The organism is Amycolatopsis sp. NPDC026612 (assembly GCF_040638285.1).
Taxonomy (GTDB): Bacteria; Actinomycetota; Actinomycetes; order Mycobacteriales; family Pseudonocardiaceae; genus Amycolatopsis.
In genome coordinates this window covers 60791-83254 of record NZ_JBEZYB010000034.1, presented here as the reverse complement: position 1 = coordinate 83254, position 22464 = coordinate 60791, and the positions used below count along the sequence as shown (strand labels likewise).

At 70.9% G+C, this 22464-nt stretch carries 24 protein-coding genes and 1 tRNA gene; 13 read left to right on the top strand and 12 right to left on the bottom strand.

Translation table 11 applies throughout. The features are described 5' to 3' along the window. Positions 1-157: 157 nt before the first annotated feature. Positions 158-1315 carry an oxygenase MpaB family protein gene (locus tag AB0F15_RS27315; protein WP_360275948.1) on the bottom strand — a complete coding sequence of 386 codons (1158 nt, stop codon included), beginning with the start codon at positions 1313-1315 and terminating at the stop codon, positions 158-160. Between the two features lie 437 nt (positions 1316-1752). Between AB0F15_RS27315 and AB0F15_RS27310 the strand changes: the two genes are divergently transcribed. The 4 genes from AB0F15_RS27310 to AB0F15_RS27295 all read left to right on the top strand — a co-directional run bounded on the left by AB0F15_RS27310 (position 1753) and on the right by AB0F15_RS27295 (position 3820). Next, positions 1753-1920, top strand: coding sequence for a DLW-39 family protein (locus tag AB0F15_RS27310; RefSeq protein ID WP_003100602.1), 168 nt, complete (start codon positions 1753-1755; stop codon positions 1918-1920). Between the two features lie 33 nt (positions 1921-1953). Beyond that, positions 1954-2026: transfer RNA gene (locus AB0F15_RS27305), tRNA-Ala, on the top strand. A gap of 118 nt (positions 2027-2144) precedes the next feature. Next, positions 2145-3080: an ATP-binding cassette domain-containing protein gene (locus tag AB0F15_RS27300; protein ID WP_360275945.1), complete on the top strand. Its 936-nt coding sequence runs from the start codon at positions 2145-2147 to the stop codon at positions 3078-3080. Continuing rightward, positions 3077-3820, top strand: coding sequence for an ABC transporter permease (locus AB0F15_RS27295; RefSeq protein ID WP_360275942.1), 744 nt, complete (start codon positions 3077-3079; stop codon positions 3818-3820). The genes AB0F15_RS27300 and AB0F15_RS27295 overlap by 4 nt, the downstream gene beginning before the upstream one ends. On the opposite strand, the gene AB0F15_RS27290 is transcribed toward AB0F15_RS27295, so the two are convergent. Then, positions 3804-6917, bottom strand: a complete 3114-nt coding sequence (locus tag AB0F15_RS27290; protein WP_360275940.1) for a BTAD domain-containing putative transcriptional regulator — start codon at positions 6915-6917, stop codon at positions 3804-3806. The genes AB0F15_RS27295 and AB0F15_RS27290 overlap by 17 nt on opposite strands. Before the next feature lie 98 nt (positions 6918-7015). On the opposite strand from AB0F15_RS27290, the gene AB0F15_RS27285 reads away from it, so the two are divergent. Continuing rightward, on the top strand, positions 7016-8236 hold the full coding sequence (locus AB0F15_RS27285; protein WP_360275937.1) for a cytochrome P450: 1221 nt from the start codon (positions 7016-7018) through the stop codon (positions 8234-8236). On the opposite strand, the gene AB0F15_RS27280 is transcribed toward AB0F15_RS27285, so the two are convergent. From AB0F15_RS27280 to AB0F15_RS27270, 3 genes are read right to left on the bottom strand one after another with little or no spacing between them, the layout of a single operon-like run. Further along, positions 8214-9605, bottom strand: coding sequence for an alpha/beta fold hydrolase (locus AB0F15_RS27280; RefSeq protein WP_360275935.1), 1392 nt, complete (start codon positions 9603-9605; stop codon positions 8214-8216). The genes AB0F15_RS27285 and AB0F15_RS27280 overlap by 23 nt on opposite strands. Positions 9606-9660: 55 nt before the next feature. After that, positions 9661-10299: a pyridoxal 5'-phosphate synthase gene (locus tag AB0F15_RS27275; RefSeq protein ID WP_360275932.1), complete on the bottom strand. Its 639-nt coding sequence runs from the start codon at positions 10297-10299 to the stop codon at positions 9661-9663. Position 10300: 1 nt separating this feature from the next. Further along, the gene (locus tag AB0F15_RS27270) at positions 10301-10873 is read right to left on the bottom strand and encodes a hypothetical protein (RefSeq protein WP_360275968.1); all 573 of its coding nucleotides are present in this window, start codon (positions 10871-10873) and stop codon (positions 10301-10303) included. Between the two features lie 70 nt (positions 10874-10943). Between AB0F15_RS27270 and AB0F15_RS27265 the strand changes: the two genes are divergently transcribed. Together AB0F15_RS27265 and AB0F15_RS27260 are read left to right on the top strand one after the other, a co-directional pair. Continuing rightward, a complete protein-coding gene (locus AB0F15_RS27265; RefSeq protein ID WP_360275929.1) occupies positions 10944-11477 on the top strand; it encodes a DUF2020 domain-containing protein in 534 nt (177 codons plus the stop codon). A gap of 147 nt (positions 11478-11624) precedes the next feature. Further along, a complete protein-coding gene (locus AB0F15_RS27260; protein ID WP_360275927.1) occupies positions 11625-12077 on the top strand; it encodes a hypothetical protein in 453 nt (150 codons plus the stop codon). Between the two features lie 64 nt (positions 12078-12141). On the opposite strand, the gene AB0F15_RS27255 is transcribed toward AB0F15_RS27260, so the two are convergent. Further along, positions 12142-12678: a hypothetical protein gene (locus tag AB0F15_RS27255; protein WP_360275924.1), complete on the bottom strand. Its 537-nt coding sequence runs from the start codon at positions 12676-12678 to the stop codon at positions 12142-12144. An 89-nt stretch (positions 12679-12767) separates the two neighbouring features. Between AB0F15_RS27255 and AB0F15_RS27250 the strand changes: the two genes are divergently transcribed. Together AB0F15_RS27250 and AB0F15_RS27245 are read left to right on the top strand one after the other, a co-directional pair. Continuing rightward, on the top strand, positions 12768-13286 hold the full coding sequence (locus tag AB0F15_RS27250) for a peptidylprolyl isomerase (RefSeq protein ID WP_360275921.1): 519 nt from the start codon (positions 12768-12770) through the stop codon (positions 13284-13286). A gap of 38 nt (positions 13287-13324) precedes the next feature. After that, positions 13325-14278: a rhomboid family intramembrane serine protease gene (locus AB0F15_RS27245; protein WP_360275918.1), complete on the top strand. Its 954-nt coding sequence runs from the start codon at positions 13325-13327 to the stop codon at positions 14276-14278. Here AB0F15_RS27245 and AB0F15_RS27240 read toward each other — a convergent pair. Both AB0F15_RS27240 and crgA read right to left on the bottom strand, forming a co-directional pair. Further along, positions 14275-14652 (bottom strand): PH domain-containing protein, encoded by a 378-nt coding sequence (locus AB0F15_RS27240; RefSeq protein WP_360275915.1) that lies wholly within the window; start codon positions 14650-14652, stop codon positions 14275-14277. The genes AB0F15_RS27245 and AB0F15_RS27240 overlap by 4 nt on opposite strands. 112 nt (positions 14653-14764) lie before the next feature. Then, positions 14765-15031 carry a cell division protein CrgA gene (crgA, locus tag AB0F15_RS27235; RefSeq protein ID WP_360275912.1) on the bottom strand — a complete coding sequence of 89 codons (267 nt, stop codon included), beginning with the start codon at positions 15029-15031 and terminating at the stop codon, positions 14765-14767. A 267-nt stretch (positions 15032-15298) separates the two neighbouring features. On the opposite strand from crgA, the gene AB0F15_RS27230 reads away from it, so the two are divergent. Beyond that, entirely contained in the window at positions 15299-16294 is a 996-nt protein-coding gene (locus AB0F15_RS27230; protein WP_360275909.1) for a class E sortase, read from the top strand. Continuing rightward, the gene (locus AB0F15_RS27225; RefSeq protein ID WP_360275906.1) at positions 16294-16449 is read left to right on the top strand and encodes a hypothetical protein; all 156 of its coding nucleotides are present in this window, start codon (positions 16294-16296) and stop codon (positions 16447-16449) included. Before AB0F15_RS27230 ends, AB0F15_RS27225 begins: the two co-directional genes overlap by 1 nt. 57 nt (positions 16450-16506) lie before the next feature. Here AB0F15_RS27225 and AB0F15_RS27220 read toward each other — a convergent pair whose 3' ends face one another. The 3 genes from AB0F15_RS27220 to AB0F15_RS27210 all read right to left on the bottom strand — a co-directional run bounded on the left by AB0F15_RS27220 (position 16507) and on the right by AB0F15_RS27210 (position 18444). Further along, positions 16507-16899 carry an SCO5389 family protein gene (locus AB0F15_RS27220; RefSeq protein WP_360275903.1) on the bottom strand — a complete coding sequence of 131 codons (393 nt, stop codon included), beginning with the start codon at positions 16897-16899 and terminating at the stop codon, positions 16507-16509. A 100-nt stretch (positions 16900-16999) separates the two neighbouring features. Next, positions 17000-17734 carry an ABC transporter permease gene (locus AB0F15_RS27215; RefSeq protein ID WP_360275901.1) on the bottom strand — a complete coding sequence of 245 codons (735 nt, stop codon included), beginning with the start codon at positions 17732-17734 and terminating at the stop codon, positions 17000-17002. Next, positions 17731-18444 carry an ABC transporter ATP-binding protein gene (locus tag AB0F15_RS27210; RefSeq protein ID WP_360275898.1) on the bottom strand — a complete coding sequence of 238 codons (714 nt, stop codon included), beginning with the start codon at positions 18442-18444 and terminating at the stop codon, positions 17731-17733. The genes AB0F15_RS27215 and AB0F15_RS27210 overlap by 4 nt, the downstream gene beginning before the upstream one ends. A gap of 167 nt (positions 18445-18611) precedes the next feature. Between AB0F15_RS27210 and AB0F15_RS27205 the strand changes: the two genes are divergently transcribed. Continuing rightward, a complete protein-coding gene (locus tag AB0F15_RS27205) occupies positions 18612-20441 on the top strand; it encodes a histidine kinase (protein ID WP_360275895.1) in 1830 nt (609 codons plus the stop codon). After that, complete coding sequence (locus tag AB0F15_RS27200; protein ID WP_360275965.1) at positions 20438-21040, top strand: response regulator transcription factor; 603 nt, start codon at positions 20438-20440, stop codon at positions 21038-21040. The genes AB0F15_RS27205 and AB0F15_RS27200 overlap by 4 nt, the downstream gene beginning before the upstream one ends. Here AB0F15_RS27200 and AB0F15_RS27195 read toward each other — a convergent pair. Then, positions 21037-22356, bottom strand: a complete 1320-nt coding sequence (locus tag AB0F15_RS27195; RefSeq protein WP_360275962.1) for an FAD-dependent oxidoreductase — start codon at positions 22354-22356, stop codon at positions 21037-21039. The two genes, AB0F15_RS27200 and AB0F15_RS27195, sit on opposite strands and share 4 nt — an antisense overlap. Positions 22357-22464: the final 108 nt, after the last annotated feature.

The window sequence follows — 22464 nt, the reverse complement described above, 5'->3', positions numbered from 1 at the left end:
GAGGTCAAAGGCGTGTCCCCATGATCCTAAACAGGTCATCTTGGCCTGATAACGAAGAGGTCCCAGGTTCAAGTCCTGGTAGGCCCACGCAGGTCGAAGCCCGGTCCACCGTGTTGGTGAACCGGGCTTTTTGCTGCCCGCGTGACCAGTTGCCCGGCTACTTGTCAGCCCGACCGGCTCCCGGCGGTGCTGCCACCGGGCAGGCCCCGGCGGCAAGCCACTTCTCCCGCAGGTCCGACGGGATGGTCAGGGCGGTCGGCTGCCCGTTGGTCAGCGTCCGCACGCTTCCGCCCAGCAGCAGGCTTCCGGCCTTGTCCAGCACGGCCGTGGCCGTCCGGCTGCGGTCCTCCGACCGTTCGAGCAGCCGCATCAAGCGCACCCCGGCGCCGACCGTGCGGCTCCAGGCGCGTGACTGCGGGACCTCGAGCCAGTCGGCGACTTCCGGGGTGACTACCTGGCGGACCATCGCGGCGACCACGCCGTCGAACGCCTTGCCGGGCACCATGTCCTCGTACAGGCGCAGCAGGTTGCGGGTGAGCTCGATCCCCTCGGCGGACGGGCCGTAACTCGCCTCGACGAGCCGTGCGTTCAGCGACTGGGCCTCGGCGAGCGTCTCGGGCATGGCGTCGGCCGGGATACCGAGCAGTGCGCCGGTCACCCGCCACACGTAGTAGTAGTCCTCGGCTTCGCGGTCGGTGACGGTGATGCCCATCCGGCGCATTCCGTCGATGACCTGGACGGAGAAGATGAGCAACGCACCCAGCATGTCCTGCTGGCACAACGGCACGCCGTCCGCCTCGACGTCCCATTCGCCGGATCGGGTGATGAAGTGGCGCACGGCGGCGTGGATCAGCCGGGTCTTCTGGACCGTGGGCACGAAACTGCCGCCGGAGCCGAAGGGGTTGCGGCCCATCAGGTTCAGCACGAACTGCGAGGTTTCCGACAGCCGGCGATGGGGCTGGTTGAGCCGGTGCGTGAGCGACAGCACGCGCGATGGCCGGGGCTGGGCGTAGCAGTTGACCATCGCGCCGAACGACAGCACCGAGGCCACGTGCACCCCGTCGTCCACGAAGAACTCGTACGCGCCCGCGACCCGGTCGAGATCGGCCCAGTGCGGCGGGGCGTCCGTGGCCACGAGGTAGCGGCGCACCGGCTCCGGGACGTCCTCGGGGATGGGCTGGTCGTTGTCCCGGAAGTGGGCCAGCACCTCGTTGACCGCTCGGGTCGTTCCGCTGGACACCAGTTCGGCGACCACCGCGTCGGCGAGCGGATCCCCTTGGTACTTCAGCGCTTCGACGGCGGGGGATCTCTGCATTTCTGGCACGCAGTCAGCCTCAGCCGGATCAGGAGTTCGGCGCTAGCGCTGTTCGGGCACGGCGACGCCACGACGGGATGGTCGGCATGACCACAAAGCGTGACGAGCGTCCACTGGATACAGGTCAGCCCTGCCGGGAAGAGAAAGACCGGCAGGGCTGAGCGGTTCGGTCGGCACGCCGCACGGTCGCCTCTCGGCGAAAGGCGCATCGCGGCTCCAGCCGTACGGAACTCCGCGAAGGCGGTGAGGTGAGGCCCGGGGGACACGGTGGGCGCACCGACCAATGGGTACAACCGGGCAGCACGAGCTGGTATTTCCCGGTGCGTGTGACTTGCGTTACCAGTGGTTCCACGTGGAACCACGAGTGCCCGACACCGGCCCCGCACCGGTGCAGTAACATCGCGGGGTAAGGGAAGCAAGCTGAGAAGGGGGCTTCGGTGAAGAAGCTGCTGGCACTCGCCGTTATCGCGGGCGGCGTCCTGTTCGTCGTCAAGCGCAACAAGGCGGCCAAGGCCGAGGCCGATCTCTGGCGTGAGGCGACCGCGCCGGTCCCCTCCACCAACGGCACCACCCCCGCCAAGCCGGCGGGTGCTTCCCACAACTGAGGTTTCCCCGCGGGCGGTGCGCCGCCCGCGTCCGGGGCTGTAGCTCAATTGGTAGAGCACCGCCTTTGCAAGGCGGGGGTCAGGGGTTCGATTCCCCTCAGCTCCACAACCGAACGGCCCGTACCCCTGTCGGGGGTGCGGGCCGTTTTCGCTGATTCCCCAGCTCGCGGCCGTGTCAGGTGCGGGTCAGGTCCGTGTCAGGCCACCCGGTGACAGTGGCTCCCATGACAGACCTGGCGATCACGGCCTCCGGACTGCGGAAGGCCTACCAAGACAAAACCGTGCTCGACGGCGTCGATCTCGACGTCGAGGCCGGGACGGTGTTCTCCCTGCTCGGGCCGAACGGGGCCGGCAAGACCACGGCCGTCAACGTGCTGACCACCTTGGCGAAGGCCGACGGCGGGACGGTGCGCGTCGCCGGGCACGACGTCGCCACCGAGGCCAAGGCCGTGCGGGCGGCGATCGGCGTCACCGGGCAGTTCGCCGCCGTGGACGAGCTGTTGACCGGGCGGGAAAACCTGCAGCTGATGGTCGATCTCCACCGCGGCCGCGGCGGAGATCGGGTTGTCGGCGAGCTGCTGGAGCGCTTCGACCTCGTCGAGTCGGCGAAGAAGCCCGTGTCGACCTATTCCGGGGGCATGCGCCGGAAGCTCGATCTGGCGATGACGCTCGTCGGCAACCCGCGGATCCTCTTCCTGGACGAGCCGACGACCGGGCTGGACCCCCGCAGCCGCCGCACGATGTGGTCCATCGTCCGCGACCTGGTCGCCGACGGCGTGACCGTCTTCCTCACCACCCAGTACCTCGAGGAAGCCGACCACCTCGCCGACCGGATCGCGGTGCTCGACCAGGGCCGCCTCGTCGCCCAGGGCACTTCCGACGAACTGAAGCGCCGGATTCCCGGCACGCACGTCCGGCTCCGGTTCACCACCGCCGGCGAACTCGACGCGGCCGCGCGGGTCCTCACCGACGCCACCCGGGACGACGAAGCCATGGCCCTGCGGGTGCCCAGCGACGGCGGCACGAAATCCCTGCGGTCCCTTTTGGACAGACTCGACGAGTACGCGCTCGCGGCCGAAGAGCTTTCCGTCCACACCCCCGATCTCGACGACGTCTTCCTCGCCCTGACGGGCCACACCACGGAGGTTCTCGCCCGATGAAGTCCCACTCGATGGTGATGCTGCGCCGCAACTTCAAGCACATCGCCCGGAATCCGATGTCGATCTTCAACGCGATCCTGATGCCGGTCGTGATCATGCTGATGTTCGTCTACATGTTCGGGGATGCCTTCGACGTCGGCGTGAACTACGTCGACTACGCGACGCCGGGATTGATGCTGCTGGCCGTCTGCTACGGGCTGGGAGCCACCGCGATCGCCGTCAACTCCGACATGACCAAGGGCATCATCAACCGGTTCAAGGTCATGGACGTCTCCCGCGGCGCGGTACTGACCGGGCACGTCGTCGCGAGCGTGCTGACCAACCTGGTCGCCATCGCGGCCCTCCTCGGCGTCGCCTTCCTGCTGGGGTTCGAGCCGGCGGCGGGTTTACTCGACTGGCTCGGTGCAGTCGGCGTCGTCGTGCTGCTCGGGTTCGCGACCGGCTGGCTCACGATCGCGCTGGGCCTGGCGGCGAAAACCCCGGAAACGGCGGGCCTGGCTTCGGTGCCGCTGATCATGCTCCCGTTCTTCAGCAGCGCGATCGTGCCTGCCGGAAAAATGGGTCCCGGCCTCAAGCAGTTCGCCGAGTACCAGCCGTTCACACCGATCATCGAAACCCTGCGCGGGCTGCTCAACGGGACGCCGGCCACCGGCACCCTGATCGCCGCTCTCGCCTGGTGCGCCGGGATCGCCGTCGTCGGCTACCTGTGGGCGTCGTCCACGTTCAAGAAGCGAGCGTGACCGCGGCGAGTTCCGGCCAGCTCGCCTGCATCCCCTCCTGCGTCGCCTCGGTGAACCGCGAGTCACCGAGGCGGCTTCGGGTGGCCGATTCGATCCGGGCCACGTCCGGTTGCGAACGGTCCGGCAGGCCCCGCACGCCGGCGCTCGCCCCCAGCAACCGCGCGGCCTGCGTGTCCCGTTCCGTGCGCAGCGCCAGGTCCGCGAGCCCGATGAGGGCCCGCGCGATCGTGAGCGGGTGCTGTGTCTCGGTCGCCGCGTCGAACGCCGCCGTGCGGTGGTCGCGGGCTTGGCCGAGGTCCTCGGCGAGGTAACCGAGCAGGTCGTGGGCGACCGCGCGGACGTTCGCGCGCTGGGCGTCTTCGCCGAACATCGCCGTGGCGAGGTCGAGCTGGCGGCGTGCCTCCACGGTGTCGCCGGTCCACCGGGCGAGTTCCGCCTTGGCCAGGGCCAGCTCGGCCAGCGCGTTCGGCCACGCCACGCGCTCCGCGGACCGTTGGGCCTCGGCCAGCGTGGCCGCACTGGCCTTCTCGTCGCCCATCAGCCAGTACAGCTGGGCTTGCCGCGACCGCATCCGCACGACGTCCTCGATGGCGCCGACCTCGGTCACGACCTCGATCGCTTGCTCGTAGTACTCGCACGCCTCGGCGAACTCCCCCCGCACGGTGATGCGGTCCGCCAGCTCGGTCAGGGCGAACGAAGTGCCCCATCGTTCGCCGAGCGCACGGAACTCGGCGACCGCCGCCTCGAGGAGCGCGTCCGCGTCCCGGTCGCCGTGGCCGAGCTGGACGCGCATCTTGCCCAGCTGCAGCCGGGCCACCGCGCGCACCCACGGGTCTTCGTCGGCGAGCAGCGGTTCGAACGCCGTCAGCGCCGCGTCCGGTCCGTGCAGCAGGCGCTCCAGCGGGCCGGCGAACCGCAGGGCCAGCCGGGGGTTTTCGACGCGCAGGCTGATTTCGTGCGCTTTGCGGATCCACTCCTCCGCCCGGTACTCGTCACTCTGCTGGCCGGCCGTCACGAACTGGACGACGAACGTGTAGAGCACGCCGCGGATCTCGTCCGGCACGTCGCCGGGCACCGCCGTGGCCGCCATGACCAGCTCGTTGCCCTCCGCCCGGTGTCCGCTGAGCCACCAGTACCAGCCGGCGGTCGCCGCGAGCCGCATCGCCTCGGCCGCCTCGCCCGCCGCGAGCGCCCCGCGCATCGCCGCGGTGATGTTGTCGTGCTCCGTCTCGAGCACGGCGAGCCACCCGAGCTGCTCGGCGCGGCGAAGGTGCGGCTCCGCGGTTTCGGCGAATTCGGTGAAGTACGCGAGATGGGCGCGCCGGGCGAAGTCCGCCTCGCCCGCCTCCGCGAGACGCTGCTGGGCGTACTCCTTGATCGTGCCGAGCATGCGGTAGCGCGGTGCCTCTTCGCCCACGACTACCACCAGCGACTTCTCGGTCAACGCGGTCAGCAGTTCGAGCACGTCGACCGCGTCGCCGCCGCAGACCCGCTCGGCGGCTTCCAGACTCGCCCCGCCGGAGAACGCCGAAAGCCGGCGCAGCACGACGCGCTCGGCGTCGGAGAGCAGCTCCCAGCTCCAGTCGATCACCGCGCGCAGCGTCCGGTGGCGGGGAAGCGCGGTCCGGCTGCCGCCGGTCAGCAGGCGGAACCGGTCGTCGAGCCGGTGCGCGAGCTGGTCGAGGGACATCGTGCGCAAGCGGGCGGCGGCGAGTTCGATGGCCAGCGGCATCCCGTCCAGCGCGCGGCAGACGCGCGCCAGGGTGCGGGCGTCCGCCAGCGGGTCCTTGCGCACCGCGCCGGCCCGGTCCCGCAGCAGCCGGACGGCCGGGGCGGACTCGATTTCCGCGGGATCCGCGTCTTCCGCGGGGACGGCCAGGGGCGCGACCTGCCACAGCGCCTCGCCGGTGATGCCGAGCGGTTCCCGGCTCGTGGCGAGGATCCGCAGCCGGCGGCACTCGCCGAGCACCCGGTGCGCGAAGGCCGCCGCGGACTCGATGACGTGCTCGCAGTTGTCCAGGACCAGCAGCATCGACCGCTCACGCAGCGCCGCGATGACGCGGTCCGTCGGCTCGGCGTCCGGGGCCTCGCCGACGAGCGAGTCCCGCAGCTTGAGCGCGCCGAGCGTCGCCTGGGCCACGTCGTCGCCGGTGCCGATCGCCGCCAGTTCGACCAGCCACGCGCCGTCCGGCAGGTCGCCGAGCAGCGTGCGTGCGGTTTCCGTGGCCTGCCTTGTCTTGCCGGAGCCGCCCGGCCCGATCAGGGTGGTGAGCCGGTGTTCGGTGACGAGCTCGCGAACCGCCGCGACATCGGCCTCCTTGCCGACGAAGCTGGTCAGCTCGGCCCGCAGGTTCGTCTTCCGGCTCTCCTCCCGCCGGCCCAGCTCGCCGCGCAGCAGCGCGACGTGCACCTCGGACAGCTCCGGTGACGGGTCGACGCCCAGCGTGTCGGCCAGGGTTTCCCGCGTGCGCTCGTAGACGAGCAGCGCCTCGGTGTCGCGGCCCGTCGCGACGAGGGCTCGCATCAACGCGGCGACGAGTCGTTCCCGCATCGGGTGCGCGGCCACCAGGTCGGTCAGCTCGGTGACCAGCTCCGCGCCGTGGCCGAGCCGGGTCTCCGCGTCGAACCGGTCCTCCAACGCGGCCAGGCGCAGCCCCTCGAGCCGCGTGACGGCGGCGTCGAACGCCGCACTTTCCGGCAGCTCGACGTCCTGGGCGGCCGGACCGCGCCACAGGGCGAGGGCTTCGCGCAGGCGTCGCGGATCGTCTTCGGTGCGGGACTGGCCGATGAGCCGTTCGAACCGCACGGCGTCGACGTCGTCGGGGGCCACCACCAGCCGGTAGCCGGTCGGCCTGCCGTCGACCGACCCCTCGGGCAGCGCCTTCCGCAGCCGGGAAACCAGGCGCTGCAAGGCGTTCGCCGCCTCGGCGGGCGGCTGCTCACCCCAGATCCAGTCGACGAGCGTGCCCTTCGGGACCACCTGACCCGGCTCGAGTGCGAGGGCGACCAGCAGCCCACGCAAGCGGGCGCCCGGCACATCGGCGAGCGCGCCGTCGTCCGTGCGCACTTCGAAGGGCCCCAGGATCCCGATCTGCACCCGGCCGATCTTGCCACGCCGGGCGGTGTCCGAGGCGTGTCAGGCCCGTGTCAGCCGGGTCGGCGATCGTCATCGCCACCACCACGAAAGGAGCTCCGATGAGCCAGCAGGTCGACGTCCCGCACGGACTGCCCATGGACCGCGACGCCGGCCCCTTCGACCCGCCGCGCGAGCTCACCCGGCTGCGCGAGGCCCGCCCGGTCAGCCCGCTGGTGTTCCCGGACGGGCACGAGGGCTGGCTCGTCACGGGGTACGACGAGGTCCGGCAGCTGATGGCCGACACGCGGTTCAGCTCCCGCCTGGACCTCGACGTCATCCACGTGCCGTACGAGACGGGCATGCCCGCCGCCACCGAGCCGTCCCCGCCGCTGCCGGGCATGTTCGTCGCCATGGACCCCCCGGACCACGGCCGGCTGCGCCGCAAGCTCACCGGCGCCTTCACCGTCAAGCGGATGAAGCAGCTGGAAGAGCACATCGCCGACATCGTCGAGCGGCAGCTGGACCACCTGGCGCGGCTGGCCCCGCCGGTCGACCTGGTCAAGGAGTTCGCGCTGCCGGTGCCGTCGCTGGTGATCTGCGAGCTGCTCGGCGTGCCCTACGCGGACCGGGAGCAGTTCCAGGCCGACTCCGCCCAGTTCATGGTCCGGGAACAGCCGCTCGAGCAGAAGATGGGCGCGTACATCGCGCTCAACACGTACCTCTCCGAGCTGGTCACGACCAAGCGTGCCGAGCCCGGCGACGACATCCTGTCCGACTTGGCCCGCCACGACGACCTCACCATCGAGGAGCTGACCGGCGCCGCCTTCCTGCTGCTGCTCGCGGGCCACGAAACCACCGCCAACATGCTGTCACTGGGCGCCTTCGCCCTGCTGGAGCACCCCGGGCAGTGCGCCGAACTCCGCGCCGACCCGGACCTGCTGCCGGGCGCCGTGGAAGAACTGCTGCGCTACCTGTCCGTCGCCGACATCTTCTTCCGCTACGCCACGGAGGACCTCGAGCTCGGCGGGGAAACGATCACCAAGGGATCGACGGTCGTCGTCTCGCTGCTGGCCGCCAACCACGACCCCCGGCGCTTCGAAAACCCGGACGCGCTGGACATCCACCGCACCGCGCGCGGACTCCTGTCCTTCGGGCACGGCGTCCACCAGTGCCTCGGCCAGCAACTGGCCCGCATCGAGATGCGCGCCGGGTTCGACGGGCTGCTGCGCCGGTTCCCGACCCTGGCACTGGCCGTTCCCGCCGGGGACGTGAAGCTGCGGACGGACATGAACATCTACGGCGTCCACGAGCTGCCGGTCACGTGGACCGCAGGAAGCTGAGCACCGCGTCGCGGCCCGCGTGCCCGCGCTCGCGGTTCTGGATCGAGTGCGACTCGCCCGGGACGATCACCAGCTCGCCGCCCGGGGCCTGGGCCGCTTCCTCGCGCGCCCACTCCAACGGCGTCGACAGGTCGCGGTCGCCGTTGAGCAGGAGCACCGGGACGTCCGGGAGCGGCGCGAACGGGTTCGAGCCGGGGCGTTCCGCGGGCCACGGCAGGCAGCTCTGGACGAACCCCTGTTGCGTCGCGACTTCCGTCGTGTACGGCCAGGTCGCGCTCGCCGGCAGGACGCGGGCGGCCAGGGACAGCAGGGGTTGCCGCAGCGCGACCGGCGTCGCCGGGGAGCCCCACGGGAACCGCTGGTCCGCGCAGAGCGTGGCCGCGTGGAGGCCGGCGCTGAACGCCGCCGGGTCGTCGCCGCCGGACTGGTAGCCCTCCAGCAGCCCGTCGAGGTGCGCCGGCGATCCGCCGCGGGCTTCGTGCAGGGCGCCGATGATGTCGCCCCCCGCCGGGGCGCGGTAGGTCGGGTCGACGAATTCGTAGGTGACGATCGTGTCGAAGATCCGCACCCCGTCGGCCGTGCCGCGGTGGCGGACCACCCAGGCCAGGTCCTCGGCCGGGTCGTAGCCACAGGCCGGGGCCACCGCGCAGGCGGCGCGCAGCACGCGCGCCTCCGCCGTCAGTCCCGTCAGGTACAGCGAAGCCGACGGGGAAGCGTGGTGCGGCAGCACCGAGTCCAGGACGACCTTGCTGACGTTGTGCGGGTGCGCGACCGCGTACCGCGCCGCCGTGAAGGAGCCGTACGAGACGCCGTCGACGACCATCTTCGGCACGCCCAGCGCCTGGCGGAGCTGGTCGAAGTCCGCCACGGTCTGGTCGGTCGAATAGAGCGGTGCCGTGTCGCCGAGGATGCGGGCGCACTCCCGCACCGCGTCGGCCGACGGTGTCGCGATGTCCGAACTGCCCATCTGCGCCTGCAAGCCGGGGCACTTCAAGGCACCCGACGGCCCGGTGCCGCGCTGGTCGAGCATGACGAACCGGTAGTCCTTCGCGGCTTCCGGCAGCCGTTGCGTGGCGATCCGCGTGATCGAGCCGACGCCGCCCTGCCCGGGGCCGCCGGTGAGGAACAGCAGCACGCCCTTGGGCGCGGTCACGTTGTCCGCGGTGGCCACGGGCAGGCCGAGCGTGCCCGGCACCCGGCCGGTGTGGTCGAGCGGCACGGTCAGGGTCGAGCACGTGAAGCCCGGTTGTCCCGGGCACGGGTGCGGGTCCGTCAGCTGCGGACGTCCCCCAGGACGCGCGTCGGCCACGCCCCCGAGTGCGGCGGTCAGCGCCAGGACCAGCCCGGCAGTCAGCATCTTCGAGCGCATGGGTGCATCATGCGCACACCGGCGCGGAGCTCGCATACCCCGAAAAGGGTGGCCGTCACGGCCAGAGGCGCTCGCGGACCCAGCCGTCGCCGGACTTCCGGTACCGCAGCCGCACGTGCCGCCGGTCGTGACTGGCCTGCCAGAACTCGACTTCGTCCGGGTCCACGAGGTACCGGGTCCACGTTTCCGGGGCGACGTCCGGGTTCTCCTCCACCCAGCGTGCCGCCTCCGCGGCTGCCGCGTGGAGATCCGCCGGATCGTGCAGCACCTGGGACTGGTGCCCGATGAACGCCTCGACACGGGACGCCGGCGGCCGGGCGAGGAAGTCGGCCGCGGACACCTCGGGCGTGGCGGGGGAGACCGGGCCGCGCAGCCGGACCTGGCGGCCGCGGCCGGGCCAGAAGAACGTCAGCGCGGCGCGCGGGTCCTTGCGCAGCTGCACGCCTTTCGGGCTTTCCGAACTGGTCGCGACCGCCCAGCCGCCGGGGCCGACGTCCTTGAGGATCACCACGCGCGCGTCGGGCGCTCCATCGGCATCCACTGTGGACAGTGTGACGGCGTGCGGCGCCAGCACGTGCTCGCCGGCTTCGGTCAGCCACCCCAGGAACAGCGCCTGCGGGCCCGGTGGCGCCGAATCCGGCGTGAACACGGGAAGTTCTTCGGGGAACGACGGCCAGCCGCGCAACTGCACCATGTCACCCACCGTACGGGCTCCGCTGGGGCGCGAGCCCCGGCGGTGGGCGCACCGGTGGCCGCGGACCGACCGGGCCTGCGTACGGCGGAGGTGGCACCCGCGGCCGGCCGGCCTCGTTGGGTGGGGGGAAGCAGTACGTCAACTTGGCGTTGACCGAACCCCGCACCACCGTGTCCCCGCCGAAGGTGGACAGCTGCCCTGTCGAGAGATCCACTGCGACCATCCGCGTCTCGCCGCCGAACCGGTGACCCGGCTTCGCCGAAGCGGCCAGCGCGGCGTCCGGGTGCACGCGCTGCCCGACGAGCCCGGCGAGCACGATGGACGCCGTCGTCCAGCCGGTCAGGTTCGCGCGGGCGTGCTGCCTGGCGCGGGCGGTGAAGTCCGCCAGCGCCGCCGCGCTGACCTCGGGGACGGCGGCGACGATCACGCAGTGGTTCGTCGCCGGCAGCGGCGCCGGCTCCGTGAACAGGCCGACGACCGCCGTCACGGGCCCGAGCTGCACGGTGCTCAGCCGCCCACCGGCCCGCTGGACGCGCTCGGCCACCTCGCCGAGGTACTGCTCGGGGGTGAGCACGTGCTTCATCGTCGCACGCCGGCGTCAGCCAGCGGGTTTCACACATGCTTCGTGGTTGACTGTCCGCGCTATGCGACGACTCGTACTCCTGGCGCCCGCCGTGGCCCTGCTGGCCGGCTGCAGCCCCACCCTCGTGTCCGGCACCGCGGTCCCCGGCCCGCCGTCCGCCTCCACCGCCGCGGGCGTGGGCGCCGGCCTGCCGCCGGACCCCCAGCCGGGAGCGACCGAGGACTGCCCGTACCTCGGCAGCGAATTCGTGGCCGATTCGAACGGCCAGCACGTGTCGAAGGTCCGCGTGTCCACCGACCAGCCGCACCCCGCGTGCTTCTTCTACCGCCCGGACGGGAAGGTCCAGCTCACCGTCCGGGTCTACGTCGGGGACGCGAAGACGGCAACGGCGCTGGTCAACAAGGCGGCCCCGATCGAATCGTCCAACCCGGCGACCGACCCGGCCGGCTGGAAGGGCGGCTACCTCTCCAACGACGACGGCGCTGTTTACGCGGTCGCGAAAGGGGCATCAGCCGTCGTGGTGACCACCAACCAGAAGCAGAGCGTCAAGGCACGCACAGTGGCAAAGAAGGCTATCGCTGCCCTGAAGCTCTAGGTAGTGGCCTCCACACGGGTGAGTGATGTTGATCTTGTATTACCCTGTGCTGCACGCGCAGGCTTCGTGGACTCGCGCACCGCGGCCACCGGGGAATCCCCACCCCGGGGCGGGGCACAACTCTGCAAACGACAAAGGACAAGATTCGTGGCTGACACCCTCAAGGAAATCCTGCTCGACTCCGGCCGTCGCCCGGCCGTCGTGTCCGACTTCGAGACCCTCGTCGACGCCGAGGTCTCCGACAAGGGCGGCGTTTCGGGTGCCGTCGTCAAGACCGGCTTCGCCGCGGTCAAGAAGATCAAGCCGGGCATCATCCCCTCGGCCGTCGACACGCTGCTGCCGGACTTCGCCTCCGCGCTCGAGCCGTTCTACGGCGACTACCGCGCCAAGGGCGGCAACGACTTCGGCGCCTACCTGTCCAGCCGCTCGGACGAGGCTTCCGACGCGCTGCTGAGCGTCACCGACACGCGCGCGGAGAAGAGCAGCCGCGACAGCATCAAGAAGGTCTACGGCAAGCTGCGCCCGAACGGCAAGAAGAACGTCGAGGAGGCGCTGCCCCGCCTCGGCCAGCTGATCGACAAGCACGCCGCTGCCGTCTGATCGGACTCCGAGCAAGACTGAAGAGGCCCCCGGTTGCACCCCCGGGGGCCTCTTCGCGTCGTGTTCAGTTCTTCTTTTCGGCGGGCGCCGCGGACGGCGCCTTCCCGTTCGCCTGCGGGGTCGGCTTCGCCGCTTCAGCGGGCTTCGGAGCCGGCGGGGTGGCCTTCGGCGGCGCCGGGGCGACCGGCGGCTCCTGCTTCGACCGCAGTGCGTAGGCGGCGCCCGCACCGACCACGGCCAGGCCGAGCAGCCACGGCCACTTGCGACGGCTGCGGGTGCCCTTGGCGGCCGACTTGGCCTCGGACAGCGCGGCGTAGAAGTCCTTCTTCGCCGCCTTGAAGTCCTTCTTGCCTCGGCGCTTGGAGCCGCCGGCCGCCTTCGCGGCCTTGATGGCAGCCCTCTTCGCCTTGCGACCCGGCTTGCGCAGCTCGGACAGGCGCGCGAGCGCCTCTTCGCGAGCGGCCTTCGAGCTCTTCTTGAGCTCCTTGCGGGTCAGATCCGTCTTCTTCGCGAGCTTCTTCTGCGCGCGCCGCCCCTGCTTGACACCCTCGGTGACGAGTTTGTCGGCGGTCTCGACGGCCTGGGCTGTCGCCCGGGACATGGGCTTCACCTCATCATTCGTTTTGACACTGCTCTGTTACCCGTAACCTATCGTGCCCCTTTTTTGAGCTCCCCGCCGCAGATGGCACGATGAGGTCTGTGAAAGCTACGCTGCACACCAGCCAGGGTGACATCCACCTGAACCTGTTCCCGGACCACGCGCCGAAGACGGTCGCGAACTTCGTCGGGCTCGCGGAGGGCACCAAGGAGTACACCCAGCCGAACGCGTCGGGGACGAACTCCGGCCCGTTCTACGACGGTTCGATCTTCCACCGGGTCATCGACGGCTTCATGCTGCAGGGCGGCGACCCGACCGGCACCGGCCGCGGCGGCCCCGGCTACAAGTTCGGCGACGAGTTCCACCCGGAGCTGCAGTTCAGCAAGCCGTACCTGCTGGCCATGGCCAACGCGGGGCCCGGCACGAACGGCTCGCAGTTCTTCATCACCGTGGCGCCGACCAGCCACCTGAACTTCCGGCACACGATCTTCGGCGAGGTGGCCGACCAGGAGTCGCGCACCGTCGTCGACGCGATCGCCCGCACCGCGACCGGACCGGCGGACCGTCCGCTGACCGACGTCGTGATCGAGAAGGTTTCGATCGAGCACTGACGGCCTCTTGGCGAGGGTTTCGGTAGGTTGGTGCCATCGTGAACCAACCGCCGAACCCCGCCGCCGAGCAAGCCGCGCTACCCGGGTGCTGGTGGCACCCGAACCGCCCGACCGGATTGAGCTGTGCCCGGTGCGGGCGTCCGGCCTGCCCGGACTGCCTCCGCGATGCCCCCGTCGGCTTCCAGTGCACCGACTGCGTCCACGCCGGCGCCCAGGACCAGCGCCGTCAGCACCGCGGCCACCAGGAAGCCGGCCTCGGCCAGCGGACGGTCTTCGGGGCGCGCCTGTCCCAGTCGGTGCTCGTCACCCAGGTCATCCTCGCGGTGAACGTGCTGGTCTACCTCTTCACGGTCTTCCAGGCGCAGAGCCTCAACGACAACGACGCCGCGGCCGTCTTCCAGCGGGGCAGCCTCTACGTCACCGCCACCCTCGGCCACGACGAGTGGTGGCGCGTCCTGACCAGCGGGTTCCTGCACTACGGGCCGATCCACGTCGCGGTCAACATGTTCTCGCTGTGGATGATGGGCCGGGCCCTGGAGCAGGTCTGCGGCCGCGGCCGCTACCTCGCGCTCTACTTCATCTCGATGCTGGGCGCGTCGGCCGCCGTCCTGATCTTCGACCAGAACAGTCCGCCGACGGTCGGCGCGTCCGGGGCGCTGTTCGGCCTGATGGGCGCCTACGCGGTGCTCGTGCTGAAGCTGCGGCTGAACCCGACCGGCCTGCTCATCACCCTCGCGCTGAACGCCTTCATCACCTTCGGCATCCCGGGCATCTCGATCTGGGCGCACGTCGGCGGCCTGGTGACCGGGGCGCTGGTCACCGTCGCGCTGCTCTACGCCCCGCAGGTCGGCCAAGCGCGTTGGCAGGCGGTCGGGCTCACGATCATCGCGCTCGCGATCATCGGCCTGCTGGCGTACCAGTCGAGCCAGTTCGGCGCGGCGAGCTGCGGCTTCGTGCCGTACCGCGGTGTCCCGACCTACTTCTGCGCCTAGCTGCGCGCGCGCAGCGTGCTGAGGACGTCCAGGACGTCCCGCGGGTCCTCGCCGAGGTCGAGCCGGCCGAAGACGTACAGCTGCTCGTCGTGCTCGATTTCGAGCGTGACGCCGTCGCGGCCCATCCGCCGGGTGGTGCGGAGCCGGGTGCGCGTCTGCGCCCAGGGCAGCCGGTGCGTGCCGCTCAGCGTCCTGGCCACCACGCCCTCGGCGTCGGCGGCCAGCCGGGGCCGGACGACGGTGGCGTGGGCGGCGAACGCGCCGGCCGCCACGGCCGCCAGCGCGAACAGCACCAGCCCGCCGTGGTCACCGGTCAGCGCATCGGTCACGACGCCGGCCAGCAGCAAGGCGGTGACCGCCCAGGCCGATACCACAACGGACTGCCGGGGCGCCCAAGAGGTGGGGTAGTTATCCACAGGGGTTATCCACACTGGGGATGGGTCACACCGCTGTAATTCGACGTCAAGCCGCTAATTGGAGTAATAATCAGCGCCAACGCATGGTCATCAGCAGGCCCGCGATCATCAGCGCGAACCCACCGGCGAAGTTCCAGTTGCCCCAGCTGGCCATCCAGGAGATCTTGTCCCCGGCGATGTAGTTGACCAGCAGCCACACCAGGCCCAGGAGCATGAACCCGAACATCGGGATCTTCCAGGCGAGGCCGGTCGGGCCTGCGGCCCGCACCTTCACCGGCGTGCGCCGGTCGGCAGGCGGGGTGTAAGCGGTCTTCTTGCGGACCTTGGACTTGGGCATCGTGTGTTCCTCGCGGTGCTCTTCGGGCTCGTCTGGTGGCGATGTCCCGCTGAGGGTGCGCAACCGGCGCCACGTGCACACGTTAACGTAAACGACCGCAGGAAAGCAGCGGCCGGCAGTGGTCGGATTTCCCGCACCGTGACATTGGGGTCACCGAGGGTTCGACGCGGCTTGAGAGGAGCTTGCGTGGCTACGCGCGAAGGACCGGATGACGACCGGCGCAGATACCCCGGGCACGGTCGGCCCACGCCCCAGCACCGCCCCGCCATGCCCCCTCACGGCCAGGTACCGCCCGGCCCGCCGCAGCGTGGCCCCCAGGGCCCGCCCCCGGGTCCGCAGGGGCCGCCGCCCCGCTACGCGGCCCCACCTCCGCCGCCCGGTGCGGCCGAGGAGACCGTCGTCTTCGCCCCGGTCGGGAAGGGCGGCACGGCGACCAAGGAGAGGCCCGCACCGGCCCCGCTCGGCAAGGGCGGCGTCGCGATCCGGACCGCCGGCGAAATCCTCATCACGCTCGGCCTGGTCGTGCTGCTGTTCATGGTCTACGAGCTCTACGTGACCGACCTGTTCTCGGCGGGCAAGCAGTCCGAGGCGAGCGACCAGCTCGACGGCGAGTGGGCCCACGACCGCACGCTGCACCCCGAGCTGATCGACGGCAAGGCGTTCGCCCGCATCCACATCCCCACCTTCGGCGTCGACTACAACTTCACCATCCAGGAGGGCACCGACGACGCTGCCCTCGAGGTCGGCCCGGGCCACTACAAGGGCACCTCGCTGCCCGGCGAGCCCGGCAACTTCGCCGTGGCCGGCCACCGCGTCGGCAAGGGTGCCCCGTTCAACGACCTGGACAACCTCTCCTCCTGTGACCAGATCGTGATCGAAACCTCCACCGACTTCTACATCTACAAGGTCCTGCCCTACGACAGCGAGATGCAGGACTGGGCCGGCGGCAAGGGCGCCGACCCGAAGTGCAAGGGCGTCTCGACCCTGCGCGACCCGGGCGCCGAAGACGGCGGCGCCTACAGCGAGACCGTCGGCCGCAAGGTCGTGCTGCCCAGCCAGGGCACCGCGGTGAACCCGGTCCCGTACAAGGGGGCCGACGCGCTGCCGAAGGCCCAGCAGGCCGCGCTGCTCACGCTCACCACCTGCCACCCGCAGTTCTCGGCACGGGAGCGGCTCATCATCACCTCGGTGCTGACCCAGCAGGTGCCGAAGAACCAGGTCAAGAACTACGGCGACCTGCTTTCGAAGATCGGGGAGGCCTGATGTACGCCTGGCTCTGGCGGAAGCTGCCCGGTCCGTTCGCCGCGAAGCTGACGATCTCGGTCGTGCTGGCCCTCGGCGTCGTCGCGCTGCTGATGTTCGTGGTGTTCCCGTGGCTGGAGCCCCGGCTGTGGTTCAACGAGGTCGCGGTCAACTGACCCCGGAACCGGCGGCACGGGCCCTCCGGCGTGCCGGAGGGCCCGTGCGCGGACGGGCTAGCAGTCCCGCAGTTCCGGGCTCTGGTTGAGCAGCTGGCCGCGCGGGGAGACGAACGCGCGGTAGCGGTCGCCGGCCAGCTCGCTCTCCTTGAACACGGCGACCCGGTGGCAGTTCTGGAACGCCAGCTTGACGCCGAAGTGCCGCTCGAGGCCACCGCGGATCGCGTCCGAGGCCAGCGCCCGCAGCAGCTGCCCGCGGGCGGCCTCGCTCGGCGGTGGCGTCTCGTTGTCGGCGAAGCCGTCCGCGGCGCCCTCGGCGTCGGCGATGACGCCGGTGATGACCTCCCAGGCGTACGGCAGGGATTCCTTGACGCAGGCGACGAACTCGGCGTCGGTGACTTCCCCGCGCTCGGCCTTCTCCAGCAACGCGGGTGACACGTCCAGGGACATCGAACCTCCAGTTTGAGCAGGGCCACCCTCCTGGCTACCGGCCGGGTGGCACCGCCACAAGAGAAAACGATGATCATCACCACTTTGGCGGAAGCGGGCGTCACTCCCAGCGGAAGAGCTTGGCCGCCAGTGCCGTGCCGAGCACCGCGAAGCAGGCCAGCACGACCAGCTGCAGCGGCTGCACGCCGGTGCCGACCCAGGCGTCCTGCAGCGCCTGCGAGCCCGGCGGCACGTAGTCGCCGATCCGGCGCAGGACCTCCGGCAGCAGCGGCCTCGGCAGGTAGACGCCGCCGAAGAACATGATCGGCACGAACGAGACCGTCGCGAGGCCGCCCGCGCTCTTGGCCGTGCGGGCGATCGAGGCGGTGACCAGGCCCAGCGCGAACATCGAGACGACTCCGAGCACCAGCGTGAGGAGGAAGACCAGCGGGTGCTTCGGCATCGGGACGTCGTAGACCGCGTCGGCCAGGCCGAGGACGAGCCCGATGCCTGCCAGCGCGACCACCACGTGGATCAGCAGCTGCGCGCCCAGCAGGTTCGCCGGGTGCGCCGGCGTCGTGGCCAGCCGCCGCAACACGCCCTGCTCGCGGTAGGTCGCGACGGCGCCCGGGATCGACTGCAGCGCGAGCGCGGCGAGGGTGACGACGATCAGCGACGGCACCCAGGCGTCGATGAACCGGTACCCGCCGGCCGCCTCGCTGGGTTTCGTCATGCCGGGGATCGCGCCGATGCCCAGCAGGAGAGCGGACGGCAGCAGGAGGCCCACCACCGCCATCAGCGGCGAGCGGAGGAAGAGCTTGGTTTCGGTGGCGGTGATCTTGGCGAAGGTGGTCATCGGGCACTCCTCGTGAGCGAAACGAACGCGTCGTCCAAAGTGGCGGCGCCGGCCGCGGCGCGGAGCTCGGCCGGGGTGCCGGTGGCGACCACGCGGCCGGCGTCGAAGATCGCGACGCGGTCGCAGAGCCGTTCGGCCTCGTCCATGAAGTGCGTGACGAGCAGGACGGTGACGCCGGTGGCGCGGACACCCTCGACGAGCCGCCACGTTTCGCGGCGGGCGTGCGGATCGAGCCCGGTGGTCAGCTCGTCGAGGATCGCCAGTTCCGGACGGCCCACCAGCGCCAGCGCGATCGACACGCGCTGCTTCTGGCCGCCGGAAAGCTTCCCGAAGGAGCTGCGGGCGTGGTCGCGCAGGTCGAGCTGGTCGAGCAGGACGTCGACGTCGGCCGGCTCCGGGTAGAAGGAAGCGAACAGTTCCAGTGCTTCGCGCACCCGCAGTTTCGGCGGCAGCCGGCTTTCCTGGAGCTGGACGCCGACGCGGCGGGTCAGCGCCGCGCGGTCGGTCGCCGGGTCCAGGCCGAGCACGGAGATCGTGCCGCCGTCGGCCTGGCGGAGGCCTTGCAGGCACTCGACCGTGGTGGTCTTGCCGGCGCCGTTGGTGCCGAGGATGCCGAAGATTTCGCCGCGCTCGACGGTGAACGAAACGCCGTCGACCGCGACCCGGGGGCCGTAGCGCTTGTGGAGCTCGGTGACTTCGATGAGAGGCATGGCTACGAACCTACGAAGGGGCGGCCGCCGCCGGAATGACGCTGAAACCCCAGCTCAGGTAGCGTTTTGCTGAAGCGGGGGTGGGGCTGGGCCCACCCCGTTCGTGGGGCCGTGGGCAGTGCGCGGGCGGCGCGATCCGGCGAGGATCCGGGGGGAGGAGGTGCCGGATGACGTACCTGCGTGCGCTCGGCCGGGCGCTGGCCCTGGCCGCGTTTTCGTTGCTCAGCTGGCTCGACGTCCTGGTCGAGCTGATCACGTTCGCGCTGCTGTGCGTCGGGGTGGTCTTCTTCTTCGGCTCCGCGGTCGAATGGGCCCGCGGGCGGTCGGCGGTGGCGCGGACGCTGGCCGCGCGCTGGTGCGGCGTCGAGATCGAAGCGCCCTACCGGCCCGAGCCGCCGGAGCCCGTGCGGGAGCGCGACGGCTGGTACCGCGACGGCAACCAGCTCTACAAGCGGGCGTTCTGGATCCGCTGGCAGCACCGGCTCACCTGGGCGATGGAAGACCCGTCCACGGGCCGGGAATTCGGCTGGCAACTGGTGAACCCGCTGGTCACGCTGCTGCTGCCGGTGGCCGTCCTGCTCGGCGTACCCGCGGTGCTCCGCGGCTACGGCCGGTGGACGCGCTGGTGGATCGGGCCGCGCCCACCCGTCGAGCCCTCGCGCAAGAACTGGCTGCACCGGCACCTCGAATCGCTGGGTCACCAGGCCGGGCTGTTCGCGGTTTCGGTGGTGCAGCTGGTCTTCGCGGTCTTCCAGCTGGGCGTCATGGTTTTCTTCGTGCCGCTGGCGACCCCGGTCGTGCTGTGGAACCGGACGATCACCGACACGCTGCGCCGGGAGGCCGAGAACTTCACGGGGGTGCGGATCCCGCGCCCGTACCTGCCGCCGCCCGGGTTGCCGGTGCCTCGTCCCGACGGGCTCTACCAGGCGGGCAACCAGCTGTACGAGGAACCGTTCTGGCCGGTCCAGCACGCCCGCACGCGGTGGATCTACCGCGACCGCGCCACCTGGCGCGACCTCGCCGGCAGCCTGCTCGTCCCGCTGGTTTCGTTCCTGCTGATCCTGCCGACGATCACGGTGGTCAGCCGGGGGATCATCGGCCTCGCCGCGCTCTGGGTGTGGCGGCCGTTCGTCTCGTCGCCGGTCGAGTGGTTTCCGCTGCCCGAGGTGTCGACGCACCTGGGCGCGCTCGCGCAGACCCCGGTCATGCTGGCGATGGTCGTCGCCGGTCTGGTGCCGACGACCTGGCTCGCCCGCCAGCAGGCGCGCTTCGCCCGGGTGTGGTTCGGGCCGACCGAGTCCTCCCGGCTCGCCCAGCGCGTCGAACGGCTCAAGCAAACCCGCTCCGACGTCACGGTCACGCAGGCGGCGGAACTGCGCCGGATCGAGCGCGACCTGCACGACGGCATCCAGTCCCGGCTGGTGGCGATGGGGATGAAGCTGGGCGCGGTCGAGGCGCTGGTCGACACGGACCCGGCGGCGGCGAAACGGCTCGCGGCGGAGCTGCGGGCGGCGTCGTCGGAGGCGCTCACCGAACTGCGGGTGCTGATCCGCGGCATCCACCCACCCGTGCTGTCCGAACGCGGGCTGCTGGACGCCGTGCGCGCGCTGGCGCTGGACAGCCCGCTGAAGGCCGAGGTCACGGGCTCGCTACCGGGACGGGTCGAGGAGCCGGTGGAGGCGTGCGTGTACTTCGCGGTGTCCGAACTGCTGGGCAACGCGGCGAAGCACGGCGCGAAACGGGTGTCGATCGAGGTGAGGTTCGCCGACGACCTCTTGACGGTGGTGGTGACCGACGAAGGCCCGGGTGGCGCGAATCCGGCGCGGGGCTCGGGACTGCGCGGAATCGAGCGCAGGCTGGGCGGGTTCGACGGTAGGTTGACGCTGACCAGCCCCATCGGCGGGCCGACGAAGGCGACCCTGGAGATCCCGTGTCAGATACTGGGCGACCGAGAACCCTTGTCGCCGAAGACCAATATCTCCTCCGAGACGGCCTGACCCACCTGCTGGCCGCGCACGGCTTCGACGTCGTCGAGGCGGTCGGCACCGGCCCGGAGCTGGTGGCGGCGCTGCGCACCCACCGCCCCGATGTGTCCATTGTGGACGTCCGGATGCCGCCGACGAACACCGACGAGGGGCTGCAGGCCGCGCTGGCGGCCCGCCGGGAGACCCCCGGTCTGCCGATCCTGGTGCTGTCCCAGCACGTCGAGCAGCTGTACGCGCGCGAGCTGCTGGCCGACGGCACGGGCGCGATCGGCTACCTGCTGAAGGACCGGGTGTTCAACGCGGAGCAGTTCATCGACGCCGTCCGCCGGGTCGCGGCGGGCGGCACGGTGATGGACCCCGAGGTGATCGCGAAACTGGTCGCGGGCAACGCGTCCGACCCGCTGGCGGCGCTGACCGCGCGCGAACGCGAGGTGCTGTCGCTGATGGCGGAGGGCTGTTCCAACGCGGCGATCGCGGCCCGGCTGCACTTCAGCGAAGGAGCGGTCGGCAAGCACACGGCGAACATCTTCGCGAAGCTGGACATCACGGCTTCGGACGACACGAACCGCCGGGTGCTGGCCGTGCTGACCTACCTCGGCGCGGGGGCTTAGCCGCGCGAGATCCGGGTCATCTCCTCGCGCTCCACGACCTTGATCCGCTCGCGGCCCGCCGCCGAGCCCAGCGCCTTCTCGTGCGCGTCGAGCCGGCCCCAGCCGTCCCAGTTGGTGAACGGGATCCCGCGGGTCGCGAGGAAGTCGAGGATCGCGTCCGGTGCCGCGTGCTTCGGGGCCGCCAGCGTGTCCGCGTCCGACAGCAGGCTCGCGATCGTCTCCGCCGCGTCGCCCTTCGTGTGGCCGATCAGGCCCACCGGACCGCGCTTGATCCAGCCCGTCACGTACACGCCCGGCAGCTGGTTCTCGTCCAGGTCCAGCACGCGGCCCGCCTGGTTCGGCACCACGCCCGCCGCGTGGTCGAACGGCAGCTCCGGCAGGTGCGACGACAGGTAGCCGACCGCGCGGTACACCGCCTGGACGTCCCAGTCGTGGAACTCACCCGTGCCGCGCACGGATCCGTCGCCGGTCAGCTCGGTCCGCTCGGTGCGCAGGCCCGTGACGCGGCCGTCCGCGCCCAGCACCTCCGCCGGCGAGTGGAAGAAGTGCAGGTGCAGCCGGCGCGGGCGGGAACCCGGCTCGCGGATGGCCCACTCCTGCAGCGTCTTCACGACCATGTCGATCTGCTTCGACGCGCGCAGCGCCGCGATGCTGCCCTCGTCGAACTCGATGTCCTCCGGGGACACGATGACCTCGACGTTCGGCGAGTGGTCCAGCTCCCGCAGTTCCAGCGGGGTGAACTTCGCCTGCGCCGGGCCGCGGCGGCCGAACACGTGCACGTCCGTCACCGGGCTGGCCTTGAGCCCCTGGTGGACGTTGTCCGGGATGTCGGTGGCCAGCAGCTCGTCGGCCGTCTTCGCCAGGACGCGTGCCACGTCCAGCGCGACGTTCCCGACGCCGAGGACCGCGACCGAAGACGCGGTCAGTGGCCACGAGTGCGGCGCGTCGGGGTGGCCGTCGTACCAGGACACGAAGTCGGCGGCGCCGTAGCTGCCGTCGAGGTCGATGCCGGGGATGTCGAGCGCGCGGTCGGCGGACGCGCCGGTCGAGAAGATCACCGCGTCGTAGAACTCGCGCAGCTCGTCGAGCTTGATGTCGGTGCCGTAGTCGATGTTGCCGAGCAGCCGGATGTTCGGCTTCGAGAGCACCTTCTCCAGCGCCGTGACGATGCCCTTGATGCGCGGGTGGTCGGGCGCGACGCCGTACCGGATCAGCCCGAACGGCGCCGGCATGCGTTCGAACAGGTCGATCGAGACGTCGGCGGCGGACTTGTCCAGGATGTCGGCGGCGTAGATCCCGGCGGGACCGGCACCCACCACGGCTACACGAAGAGATCGGCTCACTGGTCCCACGGTAAGTTAGGATCACCTAACCTAAAATGTGATTTGGCGTACGGTCCACCCGGTGGGAGCCGGTAAGCTCGG

What these genes read in the sequence shown, in the direction of transcription:
- AB0F15_RS27220 (WP_360275903.1), bottom strand. Translation starts at nt 16,899, where the DNA reads ATGTCCCTGGACGTGTCACCCGCGTTGCTGGAGAAGGCCGAGCGCGGG.
- AB0F15_RS27255 (WP_360275924.1), bottom strand. Translation starts at nt 12,678, where the DNA reads ATGTCCCGGGCGACAGCCCAGGCCGTCGAGACCGCCGACAAACTCGTC.
- AB0F15_RS27230 (WP_360275909.1), top strand. Translation starts at nt 15,299, where the DNA reads ATGCCCCCTCACGGCCAGGTACCGCCCGGCCCGCCGCAGCGTGGCCCC.
- AB0F15_RS27215 (WP_360275901.1), bottom strand. Translation starts at nt 17,734, where the DNA reads ATGACCACCTTCGCCAAGATCACCGCCACCGAAACCAAGCTCTTCCTC.
- AB0F15_RS27205 (WP_360275895.1), top strand. Translation starts at nt 18,612, where the DNA reads ATGACGTACCTGCGTGCGCTCGGCCGGGCGCTGGCCCTGGCCGCGTTT.
- AB0F15_RS27225 (WP_360275906.1), top strand. Translation starts at nt 16,294, where the DNA reads ATGTACGCCTGGCTCTGGCGGAAGCTGCCCGGTCCGTTCGCCGCGAAG.
- AB0F15_RS27250 (WP_360275921.1), top strand. Translation starts at nt 12,768, where the DNA reads ATGAGGTCTGTGAAAGCTACGCTGCACACCAGCCAGGGTGACATCCAC.
- AB0F15_RS27295 (WP_360275942.1), top strand. Translation starts at nt 3,077, where the DNA reads ATGAAGTCCCACTCGATGGTGATGCTGCGCCGCAACTTCAAGCACATC.
- AB0F15_RS27280 (WP_360275935.1), bottom strand. Translation starts at nt 9,605, where the DNA reads ATGCGCTCGAAGATGCTGACTGCCGGGCTGGTCCTGGCGCTGACCGCC.
- AB0F15_RS27275 (WP_360275932.1), bottom strand. Translation starts at nt 10,299, where the DNA reads ATGGTGCAGTTGCGCGGCTGGCCGTCGTTCCCCGAAGAACTTCCCGTG.
- crgA (WP_360275912.1), bottom strand. Translation starts at nt 15,031, where the DNA reads ATGCCCAAGTCCAAGGTCCGCAAGAAGACCGCTTACACCCCGCCTGCC.
- AB0F15_RS27300 (WP_360275945.1), top strand. Translation starts at nt 2,145, where the DNA reads ATGACAGACCTGGCGATCACGGCCTCCGGACTGCGGAAGGCCTACCAA.
- AB0F15_RS27315 (WP_360275948.1), bottom strand. Translation starts at nt 1,315, where the DNA reads ATGCAGAGATCCCCCGCCGTCGAAGCGCTGAAGTACCAAGGGGATCCG.
- AB0F15_RS27210 (WP_360275898.1), bottom strand. Translation starts at nt 18,444, where the DNA reads ATGCCTCTCATCGAAGTCACCGAGCTCCACAAGCGCTACGGCCCCCGG.
- AB0F15_RS27285 (WP_360275937.1), top strand. Translation starts at nt 7,016, where the DNA reads ATGAGCCAGCAGGTCGACGTCCCGCACGGACTGCCCATGGACCGCGAC.
- AB0F15_RS27265 (WP_360275929.1), top strand. Translation starts at nt 10,944, where the DNA reads ATGCGACGACTCGTACTCCTGGCGCCCGCCGTGGCCCTGCTGGCCGGC.